The organism is Streptomyces sp. AM25, from assembly GCF_058146165.1.
This window is the reverse complement of sequence record NZ_JBKIWN010000041.1, coordinates 1-13,931: the sequence shown is the minus strand read 5'-3', so window position 1 is coordinate 13,931 and position 13,931 is coordinate 1. Positions and strand designations below refer to the sequence as shown.

The window sequence follows — 13,931 nt, the reverse complement described above, 5'->3', positions numbered from 1 at the left end:
CTAAAGGTCGAGGGCTTCCTACGTCGGTGGCTGAGCACCGTCGCAGAGGGCCAGCCCGGCCCTGTGTGCAACGTTCAGCGCGCCCACCGTATCGGCGTTCTGTGTGAACCCGCACATGGCGCACTCGAACTTCGCTTGGGTGACGCGGTTCTCCGCTGCTGTGTGCCCGCAGCCTCCGGCGGCTGGCGGACAGGTGCGGGAGGTGTTGCGGGCGTTCACCGGGATCACTCGGCGACCGGCACTTTCAGCCTTGTGCGCCAGGATTCCCAGGAACTGTCCCCAACCCGCGTCGAGAATACTTCGGTTGAGCCCGGCCTTGGCGGCGGCACCGTTCGCAAGGAACGTGCCGTCGTTGCCGGGTCCGGGCTTCGGTTGCGGGCTCTTGGTCATGCCCGCCGTGTTCAGCTTCTCGTGCCCGATCACGTCATGCTCACGCACCAGGGCGAGGGCCTGCTTGTGGTGGTAGTCGGCCCGCTGCCGCCGGATCCTGGCATACAACCTGGCCACCCTGCGGGCGGCCGTCTTGTGTTTCTTGGAGCGGCATTTCGTGCGCTTGGGAAACGTCGCGAGGTGTCGCTGGGCTGCGGTCAGCTCGTTTGCCATCGATGCCAGGAAGCGCGGATTCTCTACATGGTTGCCGCGCGAGTCGGTCAAGAAATGCACGGTGCCCATGTCGATGCCGATGATCGAGCCGGTGGCCGGAAGCGGTTGGGCGGGTACGTCGTCACAGGTCAGGATGACGTACCACAGGCGGCCCTCCCGCTTCACCGCGATCGTCTTGACGCGGCCCTTGACTGCCCGGTGTTGGTGTACCCGGATGTGCCCGACGCCTTGCAGGCGCACGCGGACCTGCCGGTCATGCGGAGTGGAGTTCCAGCGGCAACCGTCCCCGTCCCTGGGGAAGATGACGGTGTCAAAGTGGCCGGCGCCCTTGAACCTGGGATAGCCCGGGGCCTGACCGGCCTTGACACGTCGGAAGAACGCGGCGAACGCCTTGTCCAACCGACGCAAGGTCGCCTGCTGCGAGCTGAACGACCATCGGCCTTGACACTCCGGATCGAACGCCCGGATCTCCTTGAGCTGCGCAGACTGATCGCCATACCGGACAGTCGTCTTCGAGACGTGCCGGTAGGCGTTCCGACGCTCCTGCAACGCGGCGTTGTACAGGCAGCAGTGGTCAGTCAGCATTGCCCGCAGCGCAGCTTCCTGACCGGCAGTGGGCCTGAGAAGGAACTTGTACGCACGTATCAAGCCCGTTCCCCTCCCTTGCGGTTGTGCCGGTCAATGCAGGCGGAGTCACTCTACCGCCAGGCACTGACAACGAAATGAGCTCCGGCGCCTTGCGCCTCCAAAGGATTCGATCCCCCCACCGGCAAAGCCGGTGGCCCCTTGAAAGAAGAACTGATGGGGCATCTGAAGCACCGCGACCTGAACGCCAACCGGGAACGGCTGCGCGACCAGGTCGCCCACGCCCTGCGGGCCGCCCTGATATCCGGTGAACTGCGCCCGGGCCAGGTCTACTCGGCGCCCGGCCTCGCCGAGGACTTCGGCATCTCCGCCACCCCCGTGCGCGAGGCCATGCTCGACCTGGTCCGCGAGGGCCTGGTCGAGCCGGTCCGCAACAAGGGCTTCCGCGTCACCGAGGTCAACGAACGCGACCTCGACCAGTACACCGAGATCCGCGCCCTGATCGAGATCCCCATGGTCGGCCGGGTCACCCGCACCGCCACCCGCGAACAGCTGGGGGCGCTGCGCCCGGTCGCCGAGGAGATCGTGCGGGCCGCCCGCGACCACGACCTCATCGGCTACCTGGAGGCCGACCGGCAGTTCCACCTCTCCCTGCTGGCTCTCTCCGGCAACGAACGGCTCGTCGAGACCGTCGGCGACCTGCGCAAGCGCTCCCGTCTGTACGGGCTCACCGGCCTGGACGAGCACGGCGAGCTGCTCCCCTCGGCCGAGGAACACCTCGAGCTCCTCGACGTGATGCTGACGGGCGACGCGAAGAAGGCGGAGACGTGCATGGCCCGCCACCTGGGGCACGTCCGCTCCCTGTGGGCGAAGAGCGACGGGGCGTCGTAACGCAGCACGGGTGCCCCTCCGGTGGCGATTTCGTACCTCCACCGGAGGGGCAACTGATCAGTGCTGACCACACGTTCGCGGGAGCGCGTCACAACCGGGCCGTCACACATGCCCTGTTGGTGACGTTTCTTCCCGTGCGCTCCCCAAAACGTCACCAACTTCTCCCAGGGACGAAATCGTCCACGATGGCGGCGAAAGGGCGAGAACAACCTCGTACCTGCCTCAACATCCATCACTCGGAGGAGAACGTGACGTTCCTGAGGAACGCCGCAGTTGCCGCAGCGGCCACCATCACGGCGGTCGCCGGCCTTGCCGCACCGGCAGGCGCCGACCCGGCGCACAACGCCGCCGAAGCCCATGCGGTCGGCACCGACGGTCAGAGCAAGAACAGCACGGCCGGAGTGACGCCGGTCGCGCAGAACACCCCGGTTCAGCGCGCATCGAGCTCCGCCGACCGCGATGCGGCCGCGAAGTGCTGGAACGGCCGTACGGACGGCGGCCGCAAGGCCTTCACGACGTGCAACGGCACCTCGTACCGCGTGTACGTGGACTGCACGGACGGCCGCCACCTGTTCCCCGAGACCTTCTCGGGGCAGTGGGACTTCCGCCTGACCTGCCCCGAGGGGAGCCACGCCGACTGGGGCGGCAACTGGTAGGACACACACCACATCGGCCGGACGCCGCGGGGCGGCGTCCGGCCGATGGCCGTTTCCGGGAGGCCTACTGCGCCGACGTCGCAGCCGGGATGTCGACGCGGGCGGCCCGGCGGGCGGGCCAGAGCGAGGCGAGCAGCGCGCCCGCCAGGGCGATCACGATGCCGAGGGCGAGCCGCCCCCAGGGAAGGACCAACGCGTAGCCTTCGACGCTCTCCTGGAGGGTGCGGCCGAGCGCCCAGCCGAGGAAGACGCCCAGGACGGTGCCGACGCTCGCGCCGAGCGCGCCGACGAGCAGGGCCTCCAGGCGGATCATCCGGGTCACTCCGGCGCGGTCGAGACCGACGGCGCGCAGGGTGCCGAGCTCCTTGCGGCGTTCGAGGACGGACATCGCGAGGGTGTTGGCGATGCCGAGGGCGGCGATCACCAGGGCCATGCCCAACAGGGCGTAGAAGACGTTGAGCTGGCCGCCGATGTCCCCGCTGTACTGGGCCTTGACGCCGTCCCGGTCGAGGACGGCCAGGGCGGGGTTGTCGCCGAGGGCGTGGACGACCGAGCGGCGCGCGGCCTGGCCGGGGCCGCCGTCCGTGGAGACGAGGATCGCGGCGGTGTTGGGGGCGCGGTCGTAGCGGGCGACGAGGGAGTCGGGCGCGGTGATGCTGGGCATCAGGTTGCTCTGCGGGTCCGCGTGGTAGACGGCGCCGATGGTGACGCTGCCGTGCCCGCCGTCGGGGCGCTGGAGGGGGAGGGTCTGGCCGAGGTGCCAGCCGGCCTCCTTGGCCTTGAAGTCGGCGACGGCGATCTTCCCCTCGGCAAGGCTCTTGAGGGAGCCTGCGACGACGTCGTAGCGCAACAGCCGGTCGATCGCGGCAGGGTTGACGCCGGTCAGGACGGATTGAGTGCCGGCCAGGCGGTACTGGGTGGACTGGTTGAGCGGGCTGACCGCGGAGCCGGGCAGCTTCTTCGCGAGGTCCGCCGCCGCACCGGGAGTCAGCTGCATGCCGTCGGCGGCCTTGACCAGGTAGCCGGCGGTGAAGTCGTGCGTGGTCGCGCGGTCGAGGTACCGGGCGGTGGAGGCCCCGAGGACGGAGAGGCCCGAGGCGAGGGTGAGGGCGATCGCGAGGGCGGCGGCGGTGGCGCCGGTGCGGCGCGGGTCGCGCACGGTGTTGCGGGCGGCGAGGGTGCCGTGCACCGGCTGGAGGCGGGTGAGCAGCGGCTGCAGCAGGGCGACGAACGGCCGGGACAGCAGCGGGATCAGGACGATCGCGCCGGTCAGCGCGAGGGCCGCACCGAGGCCGATGACGGTCCGGTCGTCCTTCCCTCCGCTCAGGGCCCCGTACACGACGGTCGCCGTGCCGGTCAGTGCGAGCGCGGCGCCGAGGCCGGTGCGCAGGGAGCCGGCGCGCGCGGGCGCCGTGGGCTCGGCCGTGCCGAGTGCTGCGACGGGCGGGATGGCCATGGCCCGGCGGACCGGCAGCCATGCGGCGACCACGGTCAGGACCGTGCCGACGAACAGGGAGCCGATCACGGTGACCGGGGAGACGACCAGCGGTCCCGACGGGGAGTCGGCGGAGGTGAGGAAGGTCCGCAGCAGGGCGGCGACCGCGGTGCCGATGACGAGGCCGACCGCGGAGGCACCCGCGCCGATCAGGACGGACTCCGTCAGCAGGATGCGGCGCACCTGCTTGCGCGAGGCGCCGACGGCCCGCAGGAGGGCCAGCTCCCTGGTGCGGCGGCCGACCAGCATGGAGAAGGTGTTGGAGATGAGGAAGGCGGCGACGAACAGGGCGACCGCGGCGAAGCCGAGCAGGATCTGGCTCATGGTGTCGCTGTCGTGGGTGGCGAGGTTCTGCTGGATCTGGGCGAGCCGGGCCCCGGTGACGCCGCTGGTGCCCTTGGGCAGCTGCGGCTCGACGCGCTCGAGGAGCTGCTGCGGGGTGGTGCCGGGGGCGGCGGTGAGCTCGATGCTGCGGAACTTGCCGGATTCGAGGAAGAGTTGCTGGGCAGCGGGGTTGGTGAACAGGACGAGGCTGCCGCCGGAGGGGAGCTTGGTTCCGTCGGTGCGGAACACCCCGCTGAGCGTGTACGTGGCGGCGCCCTTGCCGGTGGCGACGCGGACGGTGTCACCGACGCGGTAGCGGCCCTGCTTCGCCGTGTTCTCGTCGAGGGCGACCGTGCTGTCCTCGGCCGGTCCGGCACCCTGGACGAAGCGGTAGGCCGGGTCCGTGCCGTCCGCTCCCGGGGCGAAGTTGCCGCCCTGGTGGGACGAGCCGTGGCCGATCAGCCCTCCGTCGCGGTCGGCGACGGCGGCGAAACCGTCGACCCGGCCCGCGGCGACCGCGACTCCGGGAACCTTGGCCAGGGCGGTGGCCGTGCGGGCGTCGATGCCGGCCTGCCGGGCCTCGCCGCCGGGCGGGGCATTGGGGGAGACGCTGACGGCGATGCGCGTGTAGCCGTCGGTCGCCTTGGCGGCGGCCGCCTGGGACAGGCTGTCGCCGAAGACGAGGCTGCCGGAGAGGAAGGCGATGCCGAGCACGACCGCGAGTGCGGTCATCAACAGGCGGGCCTTGTACGCAAGGACGTTGCGCAGGGCGGTGCGGAACATGGCGGTGGCGGATCCTGGGAGGCGGGCTCGGCGGGTGCGAGCGGGCGGCTGGGTCGGTGCGGGGGCGACGCGGTCAGCCGGTGCGTCGGGCGTCGGAGGCGGGGGTCTGGGGGTTTCCCCCAGGAAAATGCCGCATCAGTTCCAGGACCCGGTCCGGGGTGGGGCGCGCCATCTCGTCGACGAGACGGCCGTCGGCGAGGAAGACCACGCGGTCCGCGTAGCCGGCGGCGACCGGGTCGTGGGTGACCATGACCACGGTCTGGCCCATCTCGCGCACCGAGTCGCGCAGGAAGCCCAGGATCTCGGCGCCGGCGCGCGAGTCGAGGTTTCCGGTCGGCTCGTCGGCGAAGACGATCGAGGGCCGGGAGACCAGGGCGCGGGCCACCGCGACGCGCTGCTGCTGACCGCCGGACAGCTGCCCGGGCCGGTGGTCGAGGCGCCCGGAGAGACCGACCATGGAGACCACGTGGTCCAGCCACTGCGGGTCGGGCCGGCGGCCCGCGATGGTCAGCGGCAGCGTGATGTTCTCCAGCGAGGTCAGCGTCGGCAGCAGGTTGAACGCCTGGAAGACGAAGCCGATCCGGTCCCGGCGCAGCGCGGTGAGCTGCCGGTCGTCGAGCGAGCCCAGCTCGGTGGTGCCGATGCGGACGGAGCCCGAGTCGAAGGAGTCGAGCCCGGCGGCGCAGTGCATCAGGGTGGACTTGCCGCAGCCGGACGGGCCCATGATCGCGGTGAACTCGCCCTCCCGGAAGGAGATGCTGACGCGGTCCAGGGCGACGACACGGGTCTCGCCGCTGCCGTAGACCTTCGACAGGTCGGTGGTGGCGGCCGCGATCCCGGTCGCCGGGTGCAGCGCGAGCAGGTCACCGGGTGTGGTGGTCACGGGGGACTCCTCTTCGAGTGCGGAAAGGTGCACGTCGGAGGATGTCCGGGGAACGTATCGGGATCTCGGCAGCGGGGTAGCCGCCGTGTATCGGGTCGGGCGCTGCTGTGCAGCAAGGGTGCAGCGGCCGGGGCGCCGGCCGGCCGCCGGTGCGGTCGGCTGCCCGGGCCGCGCGGCCGCCGACAGCCTGTCGAGGACGGCCGGGACGGCCGCACACTCCGCGTCCGCCAGGGCTTCACCGTACGCGTGCCGATGGCGGGCGGTATGGGCGAGCAGGGCGATCGTCCGGTAGCCGACCAGGCACCGCAGCCCGTCGCCACCGGCCACCCGGGCCGCGCGGGCCGGCATACGGTTCGCCGCGGCGTGCGCGCCGCCGCGCTCGCAGTCCAGGGCCAGGGCGACCAGATCCAGCGCACGGCTGCCCAGCCCGAACTCGTCCCGGTCCACCACACCCGTGACCCGTTCCCTGTCGGTGAGGATGTTCGACAGGTTCAGGTCGTTGTGGGCGTAGTCGACCGGCGGCAGCCGCAACCCCCATACCGGCTCCAGCCAGCGCCGCACCCGCCTACACGGGGGACCTGCCGCCGCGCATGCCCGCGGGGCGTCGGCCCACACCTCGTCCCAGTCGCCGAACAGCACGATCGCCACGTAGGACGTGAAATCAGAGGTCGTTGTGGACCAGGGACAGTCCCGGGGTCAGGTAGCCGCCGGAGCCGTATCCGCTGGTCCGGTCCAGGGCGGAGAGCGAACCGTAGCGGTGCAGGGCGTAGTTGAGTCCTGCGTGGATGTTGGCCAGCGGGTTGACGGACATCCCGTACAGGAACGGACCAGGGTCTGTACGGGCTCTCACCGTTGGTTCGATGAACTCGTCGATAGTCGATGGTTGATCACTGCAGGCCAGCTTTCGACCGGTACGAGACGTCTGGCTAAAGTATGCCGCATTCGGTGGAGTTCGGTTTCAAGTCTCTGGACAAGCCCTCTCGCGGGTGCTGTTATCACCTTCATCCCGCATCATCCGATCCGGGAACGGTGTCAAGGCACAACCACGCATGGGGGTTTTATGTCTATTCGCCATTTCAGGTCCGGGCGCCGCATGGCTGCTGTCGCCGCGGCCGTTGCGGCTCTCACCTTGCCCATGGCCGGATCGGCACATGCCGACCCGAACCACGAAGGGAAGTGGAGGCACGCAACCATTAGCTTGTCCTGGGGTGAAGAGTTCTCTGAAGCCGCGTTGTACTGCAGTCCGGACCGGAGCGCAGTGTTGCCGGATCCGCAGGCCGCGTGCCGCGCGCTCCAGAAGGAACACAGCAACGGGACATCGTGGGATCTCGCTTCTCACCCTTCTTGCTCGATGCCCGCCACCGACCCGGTGGACGGCTATGCCTACGGCGCGTGGAAGGGCTCCATTTTCGTGGAGTATCTGCACTACCCCAACCTTGAGTGTGCGCGAGCATCCTTGGGCGTGCTCGCTCCGTTCCGCTGAGCCTGTCAGCTGTAGAGGGAATCCGTGAATCGCAGCGCGGACACAATCTGTTGCTCGCTGGGGATGCCGGGGGCGGCGTGCAGGCGTATAACCGGCACGCTGCCGCGCGTTCCCCGTTCCCCGTTCCCCGTTCCCCGTTCTACGGGCCGGAGTTGCCGAGAGTTGATAGTCGATCTCTGCAGGCTGGATTCCGACCGGAACGATACTTCTGTTTGCGGTAAGTCGCATTTCGTGGACTTTGATTTCGAGCCTCTCGACAAAGCCCTCTCGTAGATGCTGTTATCACCTTCATCCCGCATCATCCGATCCGGGAACGATGTCAAGGCACAACCACGCATGGGGGTTTCATGTCTATTCGCCATTTCAGGTCCGGGCGCCGCATGGCTGCTGTCGCCGCGGCCGTTGCGGCTCTCACCTTGCCCATGGCCGGATCGGCACACGCCGACCCGAACTATGACTTGAAGCAGGACCAGGCAACCATTACTGTATTTCATGGGGAGGACAGCTACATATACAAATTCACATGCGGCCCGGACCGGGGCGATCACCCGGATGTGCGTGCCGCGTGCCGCGAGCTCCAAAAGGTACACGGCAACTGGACATCGTGGCGCCCCGGTTCTCACCCTTCCTGCTCGGAGCCCGTGACCGACTGGGTGGGCGTCGACATTAGAGGCGTCTGGAAGAAGCAGATCAAGGTCAATTTCATGGAATACCCCAACCTTGAGTGTGCGCGAGCATCCTTGGGCGATCTCGTTCCGATCCCCTGAACCTGCCAGGTGTAGAAGGCATCCACGAGTCGCACTGCGGCCGCGATCTGCTGGTCACCGGGGATGCCGGGGGCGGCGTGCAGGTGAATCACGGGCGCGCCGCCCTGCGTTTCTCCGTTCCGTGGGCCTGAGTTGGTCTTCTTGTGCTGGGCGATCAGGTTCCACTGTGCCGGGGTGAATACGGTCTGGGGACGTCCCGAGCCGTTGTGGACCAGGGACAGTCCTGGGGGCAGGCAGCCGCCTGAGCTGTGCCCGCCCGGCCCAGGGCGGAGAGCGAAACGTAGTGGTGCAGGGCGTAGTTGAGTCCTGCGTAGATGTTGGCCAGTGGGCTGACGGACGTTCCGTAAAGGAACGGGCCGGTGTTGCGGAACGGTCCCTCGCAGGCGTCGAACGTGGGCCCGATCACTTGCGTGAAGCCGACAGACGGTGTGCCGGTCTGCCAGTTCTCGTCCCACGTGTTGACAAATGCTGGGTTTCCGTCCGCTTCGTCGTTCATGCGGCGCAGGACCGTATCGAGCCACGATGAGGACTGTCCGAGTATGGACAGGGCGGTGAGGACCTTGTTGTGTCCATCATCTGTGTGCCGGCCGCCTGGAGGAGCCCGAGGGCGCGAGAGCGGTACTTGGGGCCGGTCGGGATGACGTATTCGGGGTGGTGTGGTACCCGGTTTCCGGCGTTCCGCCTGCGAAGCGACGGAGTAACTCCTCGGCCACTTGGTAGATCGCGCAACGGCCGCTCCGCCTCTGCCGAGCCTCCTGAGCGTGTTGTGCACTGTTGCCCACGCCAACTTTTACAGGCGTGAAACCAGCGGCTCGCGCCGCGGGCTGGGAATCCGTCCCACGTCGGCCGCGGTCGTAAGCCGCCAGGCCGACGAACTTGTGTGGGCACTCAACGCCCATCGCGCACCATCGCCCATGAGGGGTCATCTCCCGTGCAAGGGCGAGCACGGCGGGGCTCGTCGTGCACACCACCGCACCTTGGTCCGGAGGCCGTGCGGGCAATGAGGCGAATGCCAGACGGATGTCCGCTTCGGCGGTGGTGATGCACGGCAAGTGCAGCGTCTCGTAACGGACGGGCGCGCAGGGCGCGTTGCGTACCGTCACCTTTCCTCTGTCGACCGCGAGTTTGAAGAACCCCCGGTCGCCGGTCCAGGCTCAGGCGCCGGTGGACGTGGCCGAGTGCCCAGTAGCCGTAGCCGCGCTGCTCCAGGGTGCTCAAGAGGCGGGAGCGCACATCCGGCGGCTCCAGGCAGCGTGCAGGCTCGTGTGCGGAAGGCCGATGTCGAGGTGGTTCCGGACGGGACGCAGGCCCCGACCAGATCCAGGAACTCCCCGCACGTCCGGCTGTTCCCCAAGAGTCGCTGGGTGAATTACGTCGTCTCCCAGATGAACGCGATCCAGAGCTCGCTGGAGATGATCGCCCACCCGCAGGTCCAGTGACCACAGGGCGACGGTCGGCGCATTAGTGAAGGAGAGACAGGGCCGGTCCACGTCCGTCCGTCTCACGGCGAGATGGACCGGCCCTTTTCGCCTGGTGACGCGTACACCCCGCTACCCTCGGACATGACGGATGCCAAGTGGGCCCTGCTCGAACCTCTCCTCCTGTCGCTAGCCTGCACGTTGCGAACGGGCGGTCGTCCGGAGAAATGGCCCCGCCGGGAGATCGTGGGCGGCATCCGCTATCTGGTCGATAACGGCATAAAATGGCAGGCCATGCCCACCGGCTACCTGCCCTGGCGCACGGTCTACGGGTCCGCCCGCCGCTGGGCGGCCGCCGGGGTCATCGGCCTCCTGCGCGACTGGCTCCGCACGATCGGGCCGGTTTTCTGCGTGCGGGCGGCCCAGGTCATCGCCGGGCGGGCCGGCGTGAGCGGCCGGGTGCCGGACACCTGCTCGCCCAGTTCCCGGGCGAGCGGTGTGCCGACCTCATGCCACGCAGGCATGCCGGTCACCATACCGGGCGGAAGGGGACGGGCTCGTCGCCGTAGGTGTGGTCGATATAGGTGTCCAGGGCCCGGCTGAGGGAGGCGAGTCGGTCGGGCCCGATGACTTCGCCGAGGTGCTGTTCGACCTCTGTCCACAACTCGTCGGCCAGGTGCAGGTAGTCGCGGCCGTGCTCGGTGAGGGTGAGCAACTGGGCGCGTTTGTCGGTCGGATGGGGGAGGCGCTCGACATAGCCCCAGTCCTGGAGCTCGGCCACGGCCTTGGAGGCGGCTTGCTTGGTGATGCCGAGGTGGGCGGCGAGGTCGACCGTCGTGGCGGCCGGGTGAGCGGCGAGGTAGCGGAAGGTGTGGCCGTGGGCCGGGCGCAATGGCTCGCGGCCCAGTTCGGCCAGGCGGTCGTGGAAGCGGTCCGTCATCGCCCGGTGGACGACGGCCAGTTGCAGGGGGATCCGGCCGGGCTCGGGGCGGGAGCGGGACGTCATCGGCCCTCCTGGAGGAGATGGTCAACGTGGTTGACCTATGTTCGCACAGCACTTACGGTGAAGTAGTCAACCAGATTGACCATGTCTTCGGGAGGAACCCATGCCCCTGTCCACACTGGCCGACGCGCCGGTCTTCGAACGTCACGGCTTCACCTTTCGTCCGCTCGCCGTTCCCTCGCGGGGCAGTACCGAACTGGCCGTCTGGGCACTGGAGATACCGCCGGGCGCACAGAGCGAGAGCCATCACATGGACCGGGAGGAGGTCTTCGTCGTCGCAGAGGGCAAGGTGTCGGCCAGCATCGCCGGACAGGAGGTGACCGCCGGCCCCGGGGACGCCCTCATCGTGCCCGCCCACGCCCTCCTGCAGCTGCGCAACGCCTGTCCGCACACCCCCGCGACGCTCACCGCCGTGACCTCGGTGGGCATGCGGGCGACCATCGGCGCCACCGTCGTCGCGCCACCGTGGGCACAGTGACCGGCCACGGGGCCCAGGACGACGGCGTCGGCCCCGGCTCAGTGCGGCAGGCGCAAGGTGGCGACGGCGCCGCCGTCCGGGGCGTTGGACAGGTCTAGTCCGGCGCCCAGCAGCCGGGCCTGGCCCAGGGCGATCGTCAGGCCCAGGCCGTGCCCCGAGCCGCGCTCCTTCGCGCCGGTGTGGAAGCGGCGCGGGCCGTTCAGCAGCAGGTCCGGAGGGAAGCCGGGGCCGTGGTCGCGCACGACGACCGTCCGGCCCTCGACGGTGACCTGCACCGGGACGTCCCCGTGCCGGTGGGCGTTGACGACGAGGTTGCTGACGATGCGTTCGAGGCGGCGGGGATCGGTCTCCACGGTCTCCACGTCCTGCGCATCGGCGACGGTGACCTCGGCGTCGAGGCCGGTGCGTGTCACGGCCTCGGTCACGACCGCGCCGAGCGGGACGTGGGCGCGGACCGGCTGTTCGGCGCCCGCGTCCAGCCGGGAGATCTCCAGCAGATCCTCGACCAGGCCGCGCAGATCGCGCACCCGGGCCCGGAGCAGGTCCTCCGTCTCACCGGGCGGCAGCAGGTCGACGGCGGCCAGCAGGCCGCCGACGGGAGTGCGCAGCTCGTGGGCCACGTCCGCGGTGAACTGGCGCTCGGTGCGCAGCCGTCGGCCGAGGCTGTCGGCCATGAGGTCGACGGTGGCGGCGATGTCGGCCACCTCGTCGCCGCCCTTGGTCGGCCCGGTCCGGGCATCGAGATCCCCGGCGGAGATCCGCCCCGCCGTCTCGGATACCCGCCGCAGCCGGCGGCCGAGCAGCCCGGCCCCGTAGACCGCCAGGGGCGTCGCCGCCGCGAGGACGACCAGCGAGGCCACGGCCATGGTGGCGTCGAGCTGGCGCAACGTGTGAAGCTCCGTGCTCATGTTGGCCCGGACGGCCAGCACCGGGCTGCCTGGACCGCCGACCCGCTGGGCGGCCCAGACGCTCGGCCCCGTGTTCCCCTCGACGCGCCCGTCGTAGGCCGTGTGCCGGTCACCGTCGGCCGGGTGCCGCAACGCGGCGGGCAGCTCCGGCGGATCGAGCTCGGCGCCGTCCGTCAGCGTGCCGGTGCGCCGGTAGACGTCCATGGCCGCGTACACGCTGTTGAAGGCCCGCATCTGGGCCCGTTCACGGATGTCCCGTGCGGTCCACAGGTGCACCAGCACGCCCACCGCCGCCGCGACCAGGCACGCCGTGGCCGCGGCCAGTGCGGCGATCTTCCAGCGCAGGGACACGCGTTCCGGCCGCAGCCGGGAGAACGGGCGCACCGGTCTCAGCGCCTGAGCTTGTAGCCGAAGCCGCGGACCGTCTCGATCCGGTCCCGGCCCAGCTTCCTGCGCAGCCGCTGCACGCACAGGTCCACGACGCGGCTGTCGCCGTCCCAGCCGTACTCCCAGACGTTGCGCAGGAGGGTGTGCCGCTCCAGCACGATGCCCGGGCTGGCGGCGAATTCCAGCAGCAGTTTCAGTTCGGTCGGGGTCAGCGCCACCGGGTTCCCCGAGACGAAGACCTCCATGCCGCCGGTGTCGATGGTCAGGTCCCCGAAGACCAGCACCTCGCTGTCGTTCACGGCCTGCTCGGGCTCCGCGGCAGGCGGATAGGCCGCCCGCCGCAGCAGCGAGCGGATGCGGGCCACGAGCACGGAGGTGTCCACGGGCTTGACCACGTAGTCGTCCGCCCCGGCCTCCAGGCCGGCGACGACGTCGAGCCCGTCGCCGCGGGCGGACATCATCAGGACGGGCACCAGGCTGGTCTCCCGGACCCTGCGGCACAGGCCGATCCCGTCCAGGCCGGGCAGCATCACGTCCAGGACCAGCAGGTCGAAGCTCCCGTCGCGGAACAGTTCGAGCCCCGTGAGCCCGTCGGCCGCGGCCTCCATCTCGTAGCCGTAGCGCTCCAGGGCGACGGTGAAGGAACGGCGCATCAGGTCGTCGTCCTCCACCAGCAGCACACGAACAGGCCGCGGAGAGGCCGGAGACGGGACGGGTGAGGACACGAGCGGGCGACTCCTGTTCGGGGAAGGAACGATCCTCGAGAACGATATGGCACACATCGGGCGGCACGGCCCGGCGCACGGCTTTCGATGAGGAACGAAGCGTTCGCCGATACGTGGCCGATACGAATCCCGCTAGGCCAATCAGATGAATTGCGGCAATGATTGACCTTTATCCGTTTATGCTCGTTTCGGTGCTTCTTGTGCGGCCACGGACAGGGGCCGCGCCCGATGGAAGGGGGCGCCGATGGGGTGCCACACGAGGGAGCGTCCGCCCTGGGTCATCCGGGCGAATGTCCGGAGCTCGGCGCGGCGGGTGGCCTGGGCAGCCGTGTGCGGGCTGGTCGCCCACCTCGTCGGGTGGGGTCTCGATGAGGTTCTGAACCGTGAGGTCGGCCCGCTGTCCCCCGAGGTGCGGGGGACAGCGGGCCGCTAGCCCAAGCGGGCGCTCACTGCGCCTGGGGCACCGCCTGTGCCGCCTGCTTCACCGCCGAGGCCACGGCCTCGGTCGCCTTCGCGTTGAAGACGCTGGGGATGATGTAGTT

15 protein-coding genes and 2 pseudogenes are annotated in these 13,931 nt (G+C 69.6%); 7 read left to right on the top strand and 10 right to left on the bottom strand.

Going from position 1 to position 13,931, the window contains the following annotated elements; all coding sequences use genetic code 11:
* Window positions 1–18: 18 nt before the first annotated feature.
* The gene (locus ACLHRZ_RS33160) at window positions 19–1,251 is read right to left on the bottom strand and encodes an RNA-guided endonuclease InsQ/TnpB family protein (protein ID WP_490422314.1); all 1,233 of its coding nucleotides are present in this window, start codon (window positions 1,249–1,251) and stop codon (window positions 19–21) included.
* Between the two features lie 153 nt (window positions 1,252–1,404).
* Here ACLHRZ_RS33160 and ACLHRZ_RS33155 point away from each other — a divergent pair, with 153 nt between their 5' ends.
* Window positions 1,405–2,079, top strand: coding sequence for a GntR family transcriptional regulator (locus ACLHRZ_RS33155; protein WP_490422313.1), 675 nt, complete (start codon window positions 1,405–1,407; stop codon window positions 2,077–2,079).
* Window positions 2,080–2,327: 248 nt separating this feature from the next.
* On the top strand, window positions 2,328–2,735 hold the full coding sequence (locus tag ACLHRZ_RS33150) for a hypothetical protein (RefSeq protein ID WP_490422312.1): 408 nt from the start codon (window positions 2,328–2,330) through the stop codon (window positions 2,733–2,735).
* Window positions 2,736–2,799: 64 nt separating this feature from the next.
* Here ACLHRZ_RS33150 and ACLHRZ_RS33145 read toward each other — a convergent pair whose 3' ends face one another.
* The 4 genes and pseudogenes from ACLHRZ_RS33145 to ACLHRZ_RS33130 form a co-directional block, all read right to left on the bottom strand.
* Complete coding sequence (locus ACLHRZ_RS33145; RefSeq protein WP_490422311.1) at window positions 2,800–5,337, bottom strand: ABC transporter permease; 2,538 nt, start codon at window positions 5,335–5,337, stop codon at window positions 2,800–2,802.
* A 73-nt stretch (window positions 5,338–5,410) separates the two neighbouring features.
* Complete coding sequence (locus ACLHRZ_RS33140; RefSeq protein WP_490422357.1) at window positions 5,411–6,199, bottom strand: ABC transporter ATP-binding protein; 789 nt, start codon at window positions 6,197–6,199, stop codon at window positions 5,411–5,413.
* A 381-nt stretch (window positions 6,200–6,580) separates the two neighbouring features.
* Window positions 6,581–6,781 (bottom strand): annotated as a pseudogene (locus ACLHRZ_RS33135) (phosphotransferase); the annotation flags it as partial.
* Window positions 6,782–6,881: 100 nt separating this feature from the next.
* Window positions 6,882–7,031 (bottom strand): lysozyme family protein, encoded by a 150-nt coding sequence (locus ACLHRZ_RS33130; protein WP_490422310.1) that lies wholly within the window; start codon window positions 7,029–7,031, stop codon window positions 6,882–6,884.
* A gap of 282 nt (window positions 7,032–7,313) precedes the next feature.
* On the opposite strand from ACLHRZ_RS33130, the gene ACLHRZ_RS33125 reads away from it, so the two are divergent.
* Together ACLHRZ_RS33125 and ACLHRZ_RS33120 are read left to right on the top strand one after the other, a co-directional pair.
* On the top strand, window positions 7,314–7,703 hold the full coding sequence (locus tag ACLHRZ_RS33125) for an SSI family serine proteinase inhibitor (RefSeq protein ID WP_490422309.1): 390 nt from the start codon (window positions 7,314–7,316) through the stop codon (window positions 7,701–7,703).
* Between the two features lie 380 nt (window positions 7,704–8,083).
* The gene (locus ACLHRZ_RS33120) at window positions 8,084–8,470 is read left to right on the top strand and encodes an SSI family serine proteinase inhibitor (protein WP_490422308.1); all 387 of its coding nucleotides are present in this window, start codon (window positions 8,084–8,086) and stop codon (window positions 8,468–8,470) included.
* Window positions 8,471–8,624: 154 nt separating this feature from the next.
* On the opposite strand, the gene ACLHRZ_RS33115 is transcribed toward ACLHRZ_RS33120, so the two are convergent.
* Window positions 8,625–8,966, bottom strand: coding sequence for a lysozyme family protein (locus ACLHRZ_RS33115; RefSeq protein ID WP_490422307.1), 342 nt, complete (start codon window positions 8,964–8,966; stop codon window positions 8,625–8,627).
* Between the two features lie 769 nt (window positions 8,967–9,735).
* Between ACLHRZ_RS33115 and ACLHRZ_RS33110 the strand changes: the two genes are divergently transcribed.
* On the top strand, window positions 9,736–9,909 hold the full coding sequence (locus tag ACLHRZ_RS33110) for a hypothetical protein (protein ID WP_490422306.1): 174 nt from the start codon (window positions 9,736–9,738) through the stop codon (window positions 9,907–9,909).
* Between the two features lie 72 nt (window positions 9,910–9,981).
* Window positions 9,982–10,275 (top strand): annotated as a pseudogene (locus tag ACLHRZ_RS33105) (transposase); the annotation flags it as partial.
* Here the strand turns inward: ACLHRZ_RS33105 and ACLHRZ_RS33100 are convergent.
* Both ACLHRZ_RS33100 and ACLHRZ_RS33095 read right to left on the bottom strand, forming a co-directional pair.
* Window positions 10,215–10,412, bottom strand: a complete 198-nt coding sequence (locus ACLHRZ_RS33100; RefSeq protein ID WP_490422360.1) for a hypothetical protein — start codon at window positions 10,410–10,412, stop codon at window positions 10,215–10,217. The pseudogene ACLHRZ_RS33105 and the gene ACLHRZ_RS33100 sit on opposite strands and share 61 nt — an antisense overlap.
* Before the next feature lie 5 nt (window positions 10,413–10,417).
* The gene (locus ACLHRZ_RS33095; protein ID WP_490422305.1) at window positions 10,418–10,894 is read right to left on the bottom strand and encodes a MarR family winged helix-turn-helix transcriptional regulator; all 477 of its coding nucleotides are present in this window, start codon (window positions 10,892–10,894) and stop codon (window positions 10,418–10,420) included.
* 100 nt (window positions 10,895–10,994) lie between these two features.
* On the opposite strand from ACLHRZ_RS33095, the gene ACLHRZ_RS33090 reads away from it, so the two are divergent.
* Window positions 10,995–11,369 carry a cupin domain-containing protein gene (locus tag ACLHRZ_RS33090; RefSeq protein WP_490422304.1) on the top strand — a complete coding sequence of 125 codons (375 nt, stop codon included), beginning with the start codon at window positions 10,995–10,997 and terminating at the stop codon, window positions 11,367–11,369.
* A 38-nt stretch (window positions 11,370–11,407) separates the two neighbouring features.
* Here ACLHRZ_RS33090 and ACLHRZ_RS33085 read toward each other — a convergent pair whose 3' ends face one another.
* Together ACLHRZ_RS33085 and cseB are read right to left on the bottom strand one after the other, a co-directional pair.
* Window positions 11,408–12,661: an ATP-binding protein gene (locus ACLHRZ_RS33085; RefSeq protein ID WP_490422303.1), complete on the bottom strand. Its 1,254-nt coding sequence runs from the start codon at window positions 12,659–12,661 to the stop codon at window positions 11,408–11,410.
* Window positions 12,662–12,666: 5 nt separating this feature from the next.
* Window positions 12,667–13,389 carry a two-component system response regulator CseB gene (cseB, locus tag ACLHRZ_RS33080; protein ID WP_490422302.1) on the bottom strand — a complete coding sequence of 241 codons (723 nt, stop codon included), beginning with the start codon at window positions 13,387–13,389 and terminating at the stop codon, window positions 12,667–12,669.
* Window positions 13,390–13,931 lie beyond the last annotated feature (542 nt).